Here is a 13,596-nt window from a genome sequence, read left to right as displayed (position 1 = left end):
TCATTGTCCTTATCTTTTTTTTGGGCGCGGGGGCGGATTTTATAACCCTGTGGGGTGGGGGCGTTGCCAGGGCCGGGGCGGTAATCGCTGTAGCCCTGACCCTCATCGCCCGAATCCTGCCCCGCGGCACCCACTATGAATGACAACGGTAATAATCCTTTGATCGGGCGGTAATTCGGAATCAACGGTCCGTCCTGCCTGGTTTCACCTTCATGGTGTGATGAGGACCGGCCCACCTGGTCGTTAGCGTGCCGGAATGGGCACCGTGCTGGGCGATCTGCTCCCGCTGGCGATGGGGGTGGCCATCTCGCCGATCCCGCTCGTCGCCGCCATCCTGGTGATTCTGTCGAACACCTCCACCGCGCCGGGGCTGGGATTCGCCGCCGGATGGGTGGCCGCGATCGCCGTGGTGACGGCGGTGGTCGTCCTGCTCTCCGGCGCGTTCGGCGGCGACCGGGAGCCGTCCCCGGCGGTGGCGTGGGTCAAGATCGTGCTCGGCGTCCTGCTGCTCGGCTTGGCGGGTCGGCAATGGCGAGCCCGCTCCGACACCGCGACGCCGCGCTGGATGCGGGCCATCGACGGGCTCGCCCCGGCGCGGGCGGTCGGACTCGGTGCCACGTTGGCCGCGCTGAACCCGAAGAACCTGCTGTTGTGCGTGTCCGCGGGGGTCGGTATCGGGTCCGGTGGACTCGGAGGCGGCGCCGAAGTCGTGGCGGTGGTGGTCTACACGATGATCGCCGCGGCGAGCGTGCTGCTCGTCGTGGTCGGCTACGTGCTGGCCGCGGATCGTCTGCGAGCCACGCTCGATACCGCGCGAGAGTGGTTGCAGGCCAACAACCATGCGGTGCTGGCGATCGTGCTGCTGGTGATGGGAACCGTGGTGCTCGGTAAGGGCGTCGGCGGCCTGTGACGCAGCGGGAGCCGAGGCCGTCCGTGACAGACCTCGGCTCCTCCGGTACGCCCGCCGAGTCAGTCGACCATGGCGTGTTTCGGTGCTGCCGAGCCCGGTGTGTGGGTACGGCGGTCGAGAGCGCCGGACAGCAGCGCGACGGCCAGCGCGGCGGCGGCCATGATGGCGCCGATCCACGAGGGCGCGGTGAAACCCAACCCGGCGTCGATCGCGGCGCCACCGAGCCACGAGGCCACGGCGATACCGACGTTGAAGCCGGAGATATTGGAGGCCGATGCCAGCGCCGGTCCGTCGGCGGCCTTGTCCAGCACCCGCATCTGCACGGCCGGGACGATCGCGAAACCGAAGGCGCCCAACGCGAATACGGTGATGATCGCGGGGATCGTGCTGTGCGCCGTCACCGTGAACACCAGCAGGACCACCGCCAGCGCGGCGAGCGATCCGTACAGGGTGGGCATGACGGCCCGGTCGGCGAGCTTCCCGCCGACGACGTTGCCCAGGAACAGGCCCAGCCCGAAGACCACGAGAATCCAGGACACGGCGGCATCCGGCAGCCCGGTCACCTCGGTGATGATCGGTTCCAGGAATGTGAAGGCCGCGAACACCGCGCCGAACCCGAGCGCGGTGACCAGCAGCGCCAGCCACACCTGCGGCCGCCGGAACACCGTCAGCTCGGCGCGCAGCCCGCCCTGTTCGGTGCGCGGCTGCGGCGGCACCAGCGCGGCCACCGCCAGCAGCGCGACCACACCGATCGCGCTCACCGCCCAGAAGGTGGAGCGCCAGCCGAACTGCTGCCCGAGAAACGTTCCCAGCGGCACCCCCGCGACGTTGGCGGCGGTGAGACCGGTGAACATCATCGCGATGGCGCTGCCCTTGCGGTCGGGGGCGACCAGGTTGGCCGCCACGATGGACCCGATGCCGAAGAACGCGCCGTGGGTGAGCGCCGAGACGATGCGCCCTGCCATCAGGACCCCGTAGCCGGGAGCCAGTGCCGCCAGCAGATTTCCGGCGATGAAGATCCCCATCAGGATCATCAGCATGGTCTTGCGCGGCACCCGCGTGCCCGCCGCGGTCATGATCGGAGCACCGACCGCCACGCCGATCGCGTAGCCGCTGACGAGCAGTCCGGCGGTCGGGATGCTGACCGACAGATCGCTGCCGATGGTGCCCAGCAATCCGACGATCACGAATTCGGTGAGCCCGATACCGAAGGCGCCGAGGGCGAGGGCGGCCAGCGCCAACGGCATGCGCCGGGCGCGCTCCGGCGGCGCGGAAGCCTCGGTGACGGTGGTCATGACGTATCAACCTCTCTGTGCGAATGGGAAGCTCCAGCCAGGGGCACCTCGAGCCCCGCCGGTGAGTTCAGCCGCGGTCGTCGATGATTCGGGTGACGGTCTTGCCGCGCGCCTGACCGCTGGTGAACGCGGCCACGGTCGCGGCCAGGGAGTGGACGGCGCCGACCGGTGGGCGCAGGCGGCCATCGTGCACCCGGCGGGCCAGGTCGACGAGCCGGGCGCGATCGGGTTCGACGATGAAGAACACGGCGCGACCGTCCACGGGCCGCACGGCGGGCGGCGCGGCGATCGTCACCAGGCTGCCGCCCGGCCGCACCAGCGATGCCGAGCGCTCGAGGACCTCCCCGCCGATGACATCGAACACCACGTGGACCGGGCCCACATCCTCCAGCCGCTCGGTGTCGAGGTCGACGAACTCGTCGGCGCCCAACTCGACGGCGGTGTCGCGATCGGCGGCGCGGCCGGTGCCGATCACGCGGGCTCCGGCATCCCGGGCCAGCTGCACCGCCAGCGACCCGACGGCACCGGCCGCGCCGTGGATCAGCACGGTGTGCCCGGATTCCACCCGTCCGTGATCGAACAACCCCTGCCATGCGGTGAGCCCGGCCAGTGGCAGCGCGGCACCGCGCACGTGATCGATCGAGGCAGGCAGCGGTGCCAGATTCCGGGCCTCCACCGCGACGTATTCGGCGAGGGTCCCGTCACGGGTCCAGTCGGTCAATCCGAACACGCGTTGCCCGACGGACAATCCGGTCGTCCCCAGACCCAGTTCGGCGACCACACCCGACACCTCGTGCCCGGGAATCACCGGGGTTCGGTCCCGACCGGCGCGGTCGCTCCAGGTGCCCGGCCACTCCAGCTCCCCGCGGGTGAAGGCGGCCGCGTGCACCCGGACGACGACGTCGTTCTCCGAGGCATGTGGATACGGGGCGTCCTCCAACGCCGGGCCGGTGTCCCGGCCGTGGATCCTGATCGCTTGCATCGTTCTCCTAGCCTGCCGAGCCCCGTCCGGAAGCTCGAATACGTTGCAGCCATTGCGAATTCGATTCGAAGGACGGGGCTGTGTGTGACGCCTTTCCACCCTGGGGCATCGGCGCAACCGGAACAATGACGAGTCGGCGAAGCAATGTTTAGCGAGGCTAATGCCGAGCGATTGACGAAGGGAGGCGACAATGACGAAATTGTAAGCGTGCGTTTAGCGGGACTAAGGGGTTGAGATGGAGCGGCACGAGATCGAAACGTTCCTGATCCTGGCCGAGGAACTGCACTTCGCCCGCACCGCCGAACGCCTGCGCGTCTCGCCCGGACGGGTCAGCCAGACCATCAAGAAGCTGGAGCGCCGCATCAACGGCCCGCTGTTCGAACGCACCAGCCGGCAGGTCGTCCTCACCCCGCTCGGGCGGCGCTTCCGCGACGAGTTGCTCCCCGGCTACCGCCAGATCCAGGACGCGATCCGCAACGCCACCGCGGCCGCGAGCAGCATCGCTGGCACGATCCGGGTCGCCTTCTCCGCACCGTGGAACGGCAAGGTGCTGGTCCGGGCCGCCGACGCGTTCCGGGCGGAGCACCCGCACTGCGAGGTGCGGATCACGGAGATGTCGCTGGCGGACTCCTACGGCCCGATCAAGGCGGGCGAGATCGACCTGCAGGTCAGCGAGTTCCCGATCGATGAACCGGGCCTCACCACCGGCCGGGTGCTGTTCTCCCTTGCCGCGGCACTGCTCGTCCCTGCCGACCATCCCCTCGCCCGGCAGGACACGGCCTCGCTGGAAGACCTGGCCCGCGCGCCGCTGATCACCTTCTCCGGACTGTCACGCGGTTTCCACGAGACCCACTACCCGCGCCACACGCCGTCCGGCGCGGTCATCGAGCACCTGCCCGTCACGACCTTCCACGAGACCCTCGGCCTCATCGGCGCGGGCAAGGGCGTCACCGTCGTCTCCGGCCTGCTGGAGCAATACCACCGGCGCGACGATTTCGCCCTGATCCCGCTGCCCGACGCCCCGCCCCTCGAATACGGACTGGCATGGCCCACCGCCCGCGAAACCCCCACCGTCCGAGCCTTCGCCCACGCCATCCACCGGGCCGCCACCGAAATCGCCGGTGACATGTAATTCGGCCCGAGCACGACTTCCTACGACCGGATCACCGCAGCCGCCGCGTGGCTTGACATTCCTCGAGTATCGTGAACACTGATCACTATGTGACCAATGAACACAAGCGGGCCTTGGCCGCGTGAATCCGAGGCCGATTCACAGGAAGGCATGTCATGGCAGCATTGAGCGCGCGGGCGCGGGCCGTCCGGCAGCGCATCATGGACCAGGTCCGCAGCAGCGGGAGCGCGCCCACCATCGCCGAGTTGCGGACCGAATTCGCGCTCTCCGACGTGGAACTCGGGGCGGATCTGCGCGCCCTGGAGGGCGCGATCTGCGTGGCCCGCCAGGACGAGGAACACGCCGACAGCCCGGTATTTCAGGACGAGGTGCTGCCCGCCCCGCAACCGCCGCTGGGCGAACTCGTCTACGCGCGGCCGTTCGCGACCTTCGCCAATCACTACCGAATCACCGTCGACGGCCATCAGCGCTGGTTCGCCGAATGCGCGGTCGAGGCCTGCGCGATCTCGGGCCAATTCCCGGGCTCCGAGGTGATCGTCGAGTCGGTGTGTCGGCAGACCGAACAACCCGTGCGCCTGGTCGGCAAGGACGGCATTCTGCTCGACTTCGCACCGAAGACGCTGCGGGTCCATCTCGGCTATCCGCTACGCGAGATGCCCCACCGGGTGGTCGGGTGGTGCGACTACAACAGCTTCTTCGCCTCCGAGGACGCCGCACGGCAGTGGCAGCGCGCGCATCCCGAGATCCACGGAATCACGCGGTCCCCGGAGGAGATGGCCCGCCTGATCACCGAGATCCTCGCCCCGGGGCGGCTGGACCACGACTACCAGCCCGACATCCCGGCCCTCACCCTCGCCCGCAGGCCCGGCCGATTCGGCCTCACTCGCCCATCGCGCTTCGGCGTCCCGATACCCGACCCGTTCTGGTTGCCCACACCCAGGATGATCATCGACTGGCGCCGACGCGGCCTCGGTAACTTCCTCCGGCTCCACCTCCGCTGAACCGACCGGAACGGTTCGAGGGTGCTCACGTTTCGGCGAGGGGGAATCCGGCTTGGCGGAGTAGGCGGCGCAGGTAGGTGGTGAGGGCGGTGGCGTCCGGGGCCGAGGATGCCGGTTCCAGGAGCAGGTGGTGCATGATGGCGCCGTTGAGCATGTCGAGCAGGATGTCGAGGTCGGCGGTCGCCGGGAGGACGCCCGCGGCCTGGGCCTGGGCGAGCAGGGCGCGGGATCGTTCGCGCCGGGGTTCGACGTGATGGCGCCAGTAGGCGTCGAGGAGTGCCGGGTGGCTGGGGCCCGCGCCGAGCAGGCGCGCGGAGAGCAGACGGTACCGGGGGTCGGCGAGGGCGGCGCCCCACGCCGGGAGCATCGCCTCGAGCAGGCCGGGCAGGGTGGCGGCGGAGGTCTTCGGCGGGACGCCCGGGATGTCGTCGCGGGCGTGCTCGATGGCCTGAGCGAGCAAGTCCTCCTTGGTTTTCCAGCGTTTGTAGACGGTGACCTTGGCGACCCCGGCCCGCTTGGCGATGCTCTCCATGCTCGCGTTGTCGACGCCGCGTTCGATGAGCACCTCGACCGCGGCGCGCAGGATGGCGGTGTCGGCGTGGGGGTCTCGGGGACGTCCCGGTCCGTCGCGGCGCGGCGCCTGGGTGCTCATGTGTCGATCCTGGAGTAGAGGGTCTGGGTGAACCAATGGTGCAGCACGGCGGGGTCGCCGCCGCGCCAGGCCAGGTGCCCGTCGGGACGGATCAGCAGCGGCGTCCGCGCCGCCGCGTCGGTCAAAGCGGTCACGTTCGGGCCGAGGTGCCGCACGGCCACGCTGGTCAACGCGTCGAGGGCGGCGTCGCGGGGTGCGAGCAGCACCCAGGCGGGACCCAGTTCGGCGGTCAGCCGTGTGGTGCCGCCGTCGAGACGCTCGCAGTCGCGGTCGGGTACGCGATCGCCGGGCCGGGGTGCGGGCCCGCGCCCGCCCAGCGGGCCCTTCCGATAGGTGACCCACAATTGCGACGCGGTACGCGTGGCTCGCTGCTGCACCTTCTCGGAGTTCAGCAGCGGGATGAAGATCCGGTCGCGAATGATCCGCGCCAGAATCCCCTCGCCCACAAGGATTTTCGTATTGGCCGTGGTGCTGCGGAGCACTTCGGCGGCCAGCGGGCGCCGCTCGGCGGCATAGGTGTCCAGCAGCGTCGCCTCCGCCCGCCCGGCCGCGACCAGGGCCAGTTTCCACGCCAGGTTCTCGGCATCACCGATTCCGGTGTTCATCCCCTGCCCGCCGATCGGGCTGTGTATGTGCGCGGCGTCGCCGGCGAGCAGAATGCGACCCGCCCGGTAATCGGAGGCGAGCCTGCGGTGGATGCGAAACACCGAGGTCCACAAGGCATCTCGGATGCGGACGCCGGCGACTCCCGCCCGTTCGGGCAGCAGCCGCTCGAAGCGCGCGACGATGTCCTCCGACGAGAGATGCCCGTCGAGGGCCGGGACGTCGGCCATCAGCCGCCATCGGTCGGCGCGAACGTCGTTGCCGCGCATGGGAATCGCCAGCAGCAGGCCGTCGCGGTGATAGAAGCCCGCCGAGGTGGACCGGTCCCGATCCCAGTCCGCGTGCACATCGGCCAGCAGGAACTGCTCGACCACCGGCACGCCGGGGAACTCGATCCCCGCGGCCTCGCGCACCGCGCTGCGCGACCCGTCACAACCGGCCAGCCAGTCCGCCCGCAGGCGCGCGCCGTCGGCGAATTCCACCGTCACACCCTCGGCGTCCTGCTTCGCGGCCACGACCGATCGGTTCCATTCGATGGTCACGTCCAGTTCGGCGAGCCGCCGCCGCAGCTGTTCCTCGATATCGGCCTGCGAGACGAACAGCGCCTGCGTCGACTCGCGCTCGTCGGGCGCGAAGCGCATGGTCGCGATGGGGCGTGAGCGCACGTACATCCGCATGCCGACCGGCGCCAGCGATCGTTCCCGCAGATCGCCCAGCGCCCCCACCCGCTGCAGCACCTCGACGCCACGCGCGTGCAGGATATTCGCCCGCGAGGTCACCGCCGGGCCGCTCGCCCTGTCGACCACCCGAACCGCCACGCCCTGCGCGGCCAAGCCGCAGGCCAGCACCAGCCCGGACGGCCCGGCCCCGACCACCAACACCTCAGCGTGTTCCATCGCATCTCCAATTAGCAAACGAATACGTTTGCGTATATTAAAGCTTGTGAGCTGCTAGTCCACAACCAGGACATTGTCAGCCGTCCGAAGTGCGGCAGGCTGCGGGCCGCCTTGGAGCTGCCGCAGCCCCAGCGCCGAAACGACAAGCGACGGCACCGGTTGCCACACATACCTTTAAGTAGTACGTTCATTCCATATAGAGTGGACATCCCATATGGAGGCATACGGCATGGCACTTCCTCCCGGCCAGCGCGCGGTCGACGGATTCCCGCGCTTCGGCACGCATCTGCATCACCCGCCGCCGCCCGTCCCCGACCATCCGGTGATCGAGATAGGCGGGGCCCTGACCGAAGGCTTCAGCCTGACCCCGGCCGACCTCGCGAAGCTGCCGCGCACAGCGATCAGGACCGACTTCCACTGTGTCGCCGGGTGGTCGGCGACCGATCTGCTGTGGGAGGGAACGGCGTTCGAGACCCTCTATCGCACGCGGGTGGAGTCGCTGGTCGAATCGGGCGCCCCGATCAGTCACGTCGTTTTCGAAGGCCTCGACGGCTACCGATCGATCGTGCTGCTCGAGGACGCCCTGGCCGACGACGTACTCATCGCCGACCGCCTCGACGGGCGCCCCCTGGACAGCGACCACGGCGCGCCGATACGGCTCGTCAGCCCGCGCCAGTACGGCTTCGTCAGCACAAAACACCTGTGCCGCATCGAATTCCACACCTCCGCGCCACCGGACCCCGACCGCTGGTCCCCCCTCGCCGCACACCGCCGGGCCCGGGTCTGGCACGAGGAACGCCACCGCTATCTCACCGGCCGCCTGGTCCGGCCGATCTACCGCTCACTCATCGCCCCGATCCGCCGACTCAGCGCCCGCGGCAGCCGCCCCCAGCCCCCGCAGCACGCCTGACCACCAGGCCGTCGACAGCACCCACCCGCACGAACCCTTTGCCACACAGGCCATCCGGGCCAGCCAAGGCAGCGGACAGCGAGACGACAGCACTGCGATCCTTCTCAGTCACTCCGGTCCGGTTTCTCACCGCGTGAAGAATTTGCCGAGGGTGTCGGCGATGTGGATGGGGGCGGACTCTGTGGGGATGTGGTCGGCGGCCGGGATGCGGACGAGGGTGGTGTGGGGGATCTCCCGCGCGAACTTTTCGGCGTATTCCAACCGCTCGAAGCTGTCGTCCTCGCCCCAGATCAGCAGCTTGGGGACCGTCGAATGGCGAAGTGCGGGAACGAGGTCGAGGGTGTAGCGGCTGTCGGCCGCGGCGGCCAGGGCCAGCCAGGAGCGGCGGACCCGCGGATCGGTCCACGGATCGGCGTAGTCGGCGATCAGCCGCCCGGTGGCGGCACCGGCGAGCGCGGTGGCCACGGCCCGGCGGCGGGCGGCGAGAAGTTCCGCACCGGTGGTCGCCGCGGCGACGTCCGGGTCCCGGTACCGCGCCACGTGCGGCGCGGGCCAGGAGTCGTAGGCGACGGAATTGACCAGGGCCAGCCGCGAGACCTCCAGCAGATCGTGGGCGAGCAGATGCTGGGCGATGGCGCCGCCGATGTCGTGACCGGCCACCGCGACCGGCCCGGCGATCTGCAGTGCGGAGGCGAATCGCACCACCCACTCCGCGAGGGCGGGGACCGTGGCCGTCCGCGGGGTGAGTTCGCCTTCCGAACGGCCCAGCCCGGGGAGGTCGACCGCCACCGGCCGCAGCCCCGACTCCGCGAGACCGCCCAGCACCGGCTGCCACACCCGGCTCCAGTACGTCCCGTGCAGCAGCAATACCGGCGGACCGTCCTGCCCGGCGGTGAGATAGCTGGCCGCCGCGCCGTCGACCTGGACCGTCGTCCTCCGCACATCCGTGGTTGCACTCATGCCACCACTGTGCCCAGAGCCCTGTCTACCTGCACAGAGTCCGAAAAGACATCTTTAGGTATATTCTTGCCATGGACCGCCATCGGGTGGTGGCGCTGCTGAACCCACCGCAGTCACCCTTCGAACTCGCCTGTGCCGCCGAGGTATTCGGCACCGTGCGGCCGAATATGCCCGCCCGCTACGACTTCCGGATCTGCGACGAGCATCCCGGCCCGCTGCGGACCACCGTCGGCTACGCGATGGTGGTGGACGCGGGGCTGACGGCTCTGCGGGAGGCGGATACCGTGATCGTCCCCGGCTGGCAGCCGCCCGACGCGCCGGTATCGCCGGGTGTCGTCGCGGCGGTGCGGGCCGCGCATCGGCGCGGGGCGAGGATCGTCGCCGTCTGCACCGGCGCCTTCGTGCTGGCTCGGGCCGGGCTGCTCGACGGCCGCCGCGCGACGACCCACTGGCGCCACACCGACCTGCTCGCCTCCACGTTCCCCGGGGTACAGGTGGACCCGGACGTGCTCTACGTGGACCACGGCGATGTGGCGACCAGCGCGGGAACCGGTGCGGGCATCGACCTGTGCCTGCACCTCGTGCGTTCCGACCACGGCGCGGCCTACGCCGCCGAGGTCGCCCGGAACATGGTGCTGCCGCCGCACCGGGACGGCAGCCAACTCCAGTACGTCACGCAGCCCACCCCGGCCACGGCCGACGAATCGCTGGCGCCGCTGCTGGAGTGGGCCACCGCCCGGCTCGACACCCAGCTCACCGTCGGGCGGCTGGCACGGCACGCCGGACTGTCGAACCGGACGCTCGCCCGGCGGTTCGCCGAACAGCTGGGCACCAGCCCGGGGCAGTGGCTGCTCGCCCAGCGCCTCGGCACCGCACGCGAACTGCTGGAACAGACCGACCTTCCGGTGGAAACCATCGCCGCCCGGTCCGGGCTCGCCTCGGCGGTCAATCTGCGCCGCCATTTCCGGCTCCACCTCGGCACCACGCCGGGCGCCTACCGCCGCGCCTTCGGGGAGTCCCGGTAAGAGCGTCCGGGACATGCGATGGCCGAGCCAGTTCCGGGACATGCGATGGGCCGGGCCTGTTCCGGGACATGCGATGGCCGAGCCAGTTCCGGGACATGCGATGGGCCGGGGACAGGAGGGTTCCAGGCTCGATGCGTGTCAGCGGGCGTATCAGGTCGGCATCAGGGCCGTATCAGCCGGGCTCGCGACAGTGTTGCCATGAACAGCACAGCAATTGCGGCCTCCGGGCTGCGGAAGGCGTACGGGGACAAGACCGTTCTCGACGGCATCGACCTGACCATCGGTGCCGGTTCGATTTTCTCCCTGCTCGGCCCGAACGGCGCGGGCAAGACGACCACGGTGAACGTCCTGACCACACTGCTGAAGGCCGATGGCGGCACGGCACGCGTGGCCGGGCACGATATCGCCACCGAGACCAAGGCGGTGCGCGCGTCGATCGGGGTCACCGGCCAGTTCGCGGCGGTCGACGAGCTGCTGACCGGCGAGGAGAACCTGCAGCTGATGGCGGACCTGCACCGCCTGCGCGGCAGCGACAGCAAGCGCGTGGTCGGCGAGCTGCTGGACCGATTCGATCTGGCGGAGTCGGCGCACAAGCGGGCGGCGACCTATTCCGGCGGCATGCGCCGCAAGCTCGACCTGGCGATGACGCTGGTCACCAAGCCGGAGATCGTCTTCCTCGACGAGCCGACCACGGGACTGGATCCGCGCAGCCGCCGCACCATGTGGGAGATCGTGCGGGACCTGACCTCCGACGGTGTGACGATCTTCCTCACCACCCAGTACCTCGAGGAGGCCGATCAGCTGGCCGACCGGATCGCCGTGCTCGACCAGGGGCGCATCGTCGCCGAGGGCACGCCCGAGGACCTCAAGCGCCGAGTGCCCGGCAGCCACGTCCGGCTCCGGTTCGCCGCGGCCACGGAATTGGATGCGGCGCAACGCATTCTGCCCGGCTCCACCCGCGACGACGAGGCCCTGGCCCTGCGGGTGCCCGGCAACGGCGGGACGAAATTCCTGCGCCACCTGCTGGATCGGCTCGCCGAACATTCGCTGGAGGCCGACGAGGTCTCCGTCCACACCCCCGATCTCGATGACGTCTTCCTTTCCCTCACCGGCCACGCAACCACGGAGGTTGTCGACAAATGAGCACCATCACCGCCTCGCTGTCCGATTCGTCGATCATGTTGCGGCGCAACTTCAAACACACCGTCCGGACGCCGGTCACCATCTTCAACGCGGCCCTGATGCCGGTCGTGATGATGCTGATCTTCGTCTACGTCTTCGGCAGCGCCTTCGACGTCGGCGAGGACTATATCGACTACGCCACCCCGGGCATGCTCCTGCTGGCCATCAGCTACGGGTTGTCGGGCACCGCGGTGGCGGTGAGTTCCGATATGGCCAAGGGCATCATCAACCGGTTCAAGGTGATGGACGTCTCCCGCGGCGCCGTCCTGACCGGCCATGTCGCGGCCACCATCGTGACCAATGCCGTGGCCATCGCCGCCGTCATCGGTGTGGCCTTCGCGCTGGGGTTCCGGCCGTCGGCGACCGCGGCCGACTGGCTCGGCGCGATCGGCGTCATGGCCGCGACATCCTTTGCGGCGGCGTGGCTCACCGTCGCCGCGGGCATGGCGGCGAAGACGCCGGAGTCCGCGGGCATGGCCGTGGTGCCGCTGATCATGCTGCCCTTCCTGAGCAGCGCGGTCGTCCCGGCCGAGAAGATGGGGCAGGGTGTGCGGCAGTTCGCGCAGTATCAGCCCTTCACGCCGATCATCGAATCCCTGCGCGGGTTTCTCGCGGGTACCCCCTCGGGCGGTTACACCGCCGCCGCGCTCGCCTGGTGCGCCGGGTTCGCCCTCGTCGGATACCTGTGGTCCCGTGCCACGTTCACGAAGCGAGCGTAGCCGCGACCAGATCGTGCGGGTCCGCCTTCGCTCCCTCCCCCATCGCCTCGGTGAAGTCCGCTTCGCCGAGGCGATCTCGTGCTGTCTGCTCGATCCGCGCCGAATCCGGCAGGGAACGGTCGGGCAGGCCCCGGACCTCGGTACTCGCCGCGAGCAGCCGCGCGGCCTGCCGGTCCTGGCCGCTACGCAGCGCCAGGTCCGCGACCCCCACGAGGGCCCGGGCCGTGAGGGGCGCGAATCCCGCCTCGACGGCCGCCCGGAAGGCCGCGGTGTGGTGTTCGCGGGCCGCGTCGAGATCGTCCGCGAGATACCCGAGCAGGAGGTGGATCTGCGCGCGGACGTTCGGCAGTTCCGCATCGCTGCCCAGAATCGTTGTCGCGACGTCGATTTGGCGATGGACCTGTTCGGTGTCGCCGTTCCAGCGGGCCAGCTCCGCCTTCTCCAGGGCCAGCATGGCCAGTGTGTTGGGCCAGGCGGCCCGCTCCGCGTGGTGCTCGGCCTCGGCCAGGGCGGCCGCGCTGGCCTCCGGGTCGTCCAGCAGCCGGTACAGCTGCGCCTGCCGCGCTCGGATCCGGGCGACGTCCTCGAGCGTGCCGACGGCGCTGACCACCGTGATCGCCTGGTCGAAAAGCTCACAGGCACCGGCGAAGTCGCCGCGCACGGCGATGCGGTCGGCCAGCTCGGTCAGCGCGAACGACATGCCCCATCGCTCGCCGAGGGCACGGAATTCGGCGAGCGACGCCTCGAGATGGTCGTCGGCCGCCTGCGCGTCCCGGCCGACCACGATCCGCATCTTGCCCATCTGCAGCCGGGCCAAGGCGCGCACCCACGGGTCGTCGTCGGTGAGCTGCGGTTCGAACGCGGTGAGCATCGCGTCGGGGCCCTCCAGCAGGCGTTCCAGCGCACCGATCAACCCCATCGTCGGGTGGCGGGCCGCGCTGTGCCGATCGAACCGGGATGCCTTGCGGATCCAATCCTGCAGCTGATTGGCGTCATTCGGGCCGGAGGACAGGAAGTGCACCACCAGCGCGTAGACGGTGGCCCGGGTCTCGTCCTCCACCTCGCCGGGCAGTTCGGCGGCCGCGGTGATCAGCTCCAGGCCCTCCGCCTTGTGCCCGCCGAGCCACCAGTACCACCCCGCGGCCGCCGCGCGCCCCCGAGCCCCCCCCCCCGCCGGGCCCCCCCGCGCCCCCCCCCCGCCCCCGCCGCGGGGGGGGGGGGGGGGGGGGGGGGGGGGGCGCGGGCGGCGGGGGCGTGGGGGCTGGCGGCGGCCGCGGGGTGGTACTGGTGGCTCGGCGGGCACAAGGCGGAGGGCCTGGAGCTGATCAC

Annotated in this window: 13 protein-coding genes and 1 pseudogene; 7 read left to right on the top strand and 7 right to left on the bottom strand. The window is 70.2% G+C overall.

Annotated elements, in window-relative coordinates; all coding sequences use genetic code 11:
* Positions 1-185 (bottom strand): hypothetical protein (locus tag QH290_RS16140; RefSeq protein ID WP_280383678.1); only part of this gene is annotated, 185 nt, incomplete at its 3' end.
* Between the two features lie 71 nt (positions 186-256).
* Here QH290_RS16140 and QH290_RS16135 point away from each other — a divergent pair.
* Positions 257-910, top strand: a complete 654-nt coding sequence (locus QH290_RS16135; RefSeq protein ID WP_280383676.1) for a GAP family protein — start codon at positions 257-259, stop codon at positions 908-910.
* A gap of 59 nt (positions 911-969) precedes the next feature.
* Here the strand turns inward: QH290_RS16135 and QH290_RS16130 are convergent, their stop codons facing one another.
* Both QH290_RS16130 and QH290_RS16125 read right to left on the bottom strand, forming a co-directional pair.
* Positions 970-2,157, bottom strand: coding sequence for an MFS transporter (locus tag QH290_RS16130; protein ID WP_280268160.1), 1,188 nt, complete (start codon positions 2,155-2,157; stop codon positions 970-972).
* Between the two features lie 115 nt (positions 2,158-2,272).
* The gene (locus QH290_RS16125; RefSeq protein ID WP_280383674.1) at positions 2,273-3,187 is read right to left on the bottom strand and encodes an NADP-dependent oxidoreductase; all 915 of its coding nucleotides are present in this window, start codon (positions 3,185-3,187) and stop codon (positions 2,273-2,275) included.
* A 235-nt stretch (positions 3,188-3,422) separates the two neighbouring features.
* Between QH290_RS16125 and QH290_RS16120 the strand changes: the two genes are divergently transcribed.
* Both QH290_RS16120 and QH290_RS16115 read left to right on the top strand, forming a co-directional pair.
* A complete protein-coding gene (locus QH290_RS16120; protein ID WP_280383672.1) occupies positions 3,423-4,319 on the top strand; it encodes a LysR family transcriptional regulator in 897 nt (298 codons plus the stop codon).
* Positions 4,320-4,474: 155 nt separating this feature from the next.
* On the top strand, positions 4,475-5,320 hold the full coding sequence (locus QH290_RS16115) for an alkylmercury lyase family protein (protein ID WP_280383669.1): 846 nt from the start codon (positions 4,475-4,477) through the stop codon (positions 5,318-5,320).
* Between the two features lie 25 nt (positions 5,321-5,345).
* Here QH290_RS16115 and QH290_RS16110 read toward each other — a convergent pair whose 3' ends face one another.
* Together QH290_RS16110 and QH290_RS16105 are read right to left on the bottom strand one after the other, a co-directional pair.
* Complete coding sequence (locus QH290_RS16110; RefSeq protein WP_280383667.1) at positions 5,346-5,972, bottom strand: TetR/AcrR family transcriptional regulator; 627 nt, start codon at positions 5,970-5,972, stop codon at positions 5,346-5,348.
* Entirely contained in the window at positions 5,969-7,471 is a 1,503-nt protein-coding gene (locus QH290_RS16105) for an FAD-dependent monooxygenase (protein WP_280383665.1), read from the bottom strand. Before QH290_RS16105 ends, QH290_RS16110 begins: the two co-directional genes overlap by 4 nt.
* A 229-nt stretch (positions 7,472-7,700) precedes the next feature.
* On the opposite strand from QH290_RS16105, the gene QH290_RS16100 reads away from it, so the two are divergent.
* Positions 7,701-8,381 (top strand): molybdopterin-dependent oxidoreductase, encoded by a 681-nt coding sequence (locus QH290_RS16100; RefSeq protein ID WP_280383663.1) that lies wholly within the window; start codon positions 7,701-7,703, stop codon positions 8,379-8,381.
* A gap of 126 nt (positions 8,382-8,507) precedes the next feature.
* Here QH290_RS16100 and QH290_RS16095 read toward each other — a convergent pair whose 3' ends face one another.
* Positions 8,508-9,341: an alpha/beta fold hydrolase gene (locus tag QH290_RS16095; protein ID WP_280383661.1), complete on the bottom strand. Its 834-nt coding sequence runs from the start codon at positions 9,339-9,341 to the stop codon at positions 8,508-8,510.
* Between the two features lie 71 nt (positions 9,342-9,412).
* Here QH290_RS16095 and QH290_RS16090 point away from each other — a divergent pair, with 71 nt between their 5' ends.
* From QH290_RS16090 to QH290_RS16080, 3 genes are all read left to right on the top strand, one after another.
* Positions 9,413-10,366, top strand: coding sequence for a helix-turn-helix domain-containing protein (locus QH290_RS16090; protein ID WP_280383660.1), 954 nt, complete (start codon positions 9,413-9,415; stop codon positions 10,364-10,366).
* Between the two features lie 198 nt (positions 10,367-10,564).
* Positions 10,565-11,509: an ATP-binding cassette domain-containing protein gene (locus QH290_RS16085; protein WP_280383658.1), complete on the top strand. Its 945-nt coding sequence runs from the start codon at positions 10,565-10,567 to the stop codon at positions 11,507-11,509.
* On the top strand, positions 11,506-12,267 hold the full coding sequence (locus QH290_RS16080; RefSeq protein WP_280383656.1) for an ABC transporter permease: 762 nt from the start codon (positions 11,506-11,508) through the stop codon (positions 12,265-12,267). The genes QH290_RS16085 and QH290_RS16080 overlap by 4 nt, the downstream gene beginning before the upstream one ends.
* Here QH290_RS16080 and QH290_RS16075 read toward each other — a convergent pair.
* Positions 12,251-13,596 (bottom strand): annotated as a pseudogene (locus tag QH290_RS16075) (hypothetical protein); the annotation flags it as partial. The gene QH290_RS16080 and the pseudogene QH290_RS16075 sit on opposite strands and share 17 nt — an antisense overlap.

The sequence above is a fragment of the Nocardia wallacei genome, from assembly GCF_029869545.1.
GTDB lineage: Bacteria > Actinomycetota > Actinomycetes > Mycobacteriales > Mycobacteriaceae > Nocardia > Nocardia wallacei_A.
Note: the sequence above shows the minus strand (reverse complement) of the source record. Positions and strands in the feature narration are given on the sequence as shown.

What these genes read in the sequence shown, in the direction of transcription:
- QH290_RS16135 (WP_280383676.1), top strand. Translation starts at nt 257, where the DNA reads ATGGGCACCGTGCTGGGCGATCTGCTCCCGCTGGCGATGGGGGTGGCC.
- QH290_RS16130 (WP_280268160.1), bottom strand. Translation starts at nt 2,157, where the DNA reads ATGCCGTTGGCGCTGGCCGCCCTCGCCCTCGGCGCCTTCGGTATCGGG.
- QH290_RS16125 (WP_280383674.1), bottom strand. Translation starts at nt 3,187, where the DNA reads ATGCAAGCGATCAGGATCCACGGCCGGGACACCGGCCCGGCGTTGGAG.
- QH290_RS16120 (WP_280383672.1), top strand. Translation starts at nt 3,423, where the DNA reads ATGGAGCGGCACGAGATCGAAACGTTCCTGATCCTGGCCGAGGAACTG.
- QH290_RS16115 (WP_280383669.1), top strand. Translation starts at nt 4,475, where the DNA reads ATGGCAGCATTGAGCGCGCGGGCGCGGGCCGTCCGGCAGCGCATCATG.
- QH290_RS16110 (WP_280383667.1), bottom strand. Translation starts at nt 5,972, where the DNA reads ATGAGCACCCAGGCGCCGCGCCGCGACGGACCGGGACGTCCCCGAGAC.
- QH290_RS16105 (WP_280383665.1), bottom strand. Translation starts at nt 7,471, where the DNA reads ATGGAACACGCTGAGGTGTTGGTGGTCGGGGCCGGGCCGTCCGGGCTG.
- QH290_RS16100 (WP_280383663.1), top strand. Translation starts at nt 7,701, where the DNA reads ATGGCACTTCCTCCCGGCCAGCGCGCGGTCGACGGATTCCCGCGCTTC.
- QH290_RS16095 (WP_280383661.1), bottom strand. Translation starts at nt 9,341, where the DNA reads ATGAGTGCAACCACGGATGTGCGGAGGACGACGGTCCAGGTCGACGGC.
- QH290_RS16090 (WP_280383660.1), top strand. Translation starts at nt 9,413, where the DNA reads ATGGACCGCCATCGGGTGGTGGCGCTGCTGAACCCACCGCAGTCACCC.
- QH290_RS16085 (WP_280383658.1), top strand. Translation starts at nt 10,565, where the DNA reads ATGAACAGCACAGCAATTGCGGCCTCCGGGCTGCGGAAGGCGTACGGG.
- QH290_RS16080 (WP_280383656.1), top strand. Translation starts at nt 11,506, where the DNA reads ATGAGCACCATCACCGCCTCGCTGTCCGATTCGTCGATCATGTTGCGG.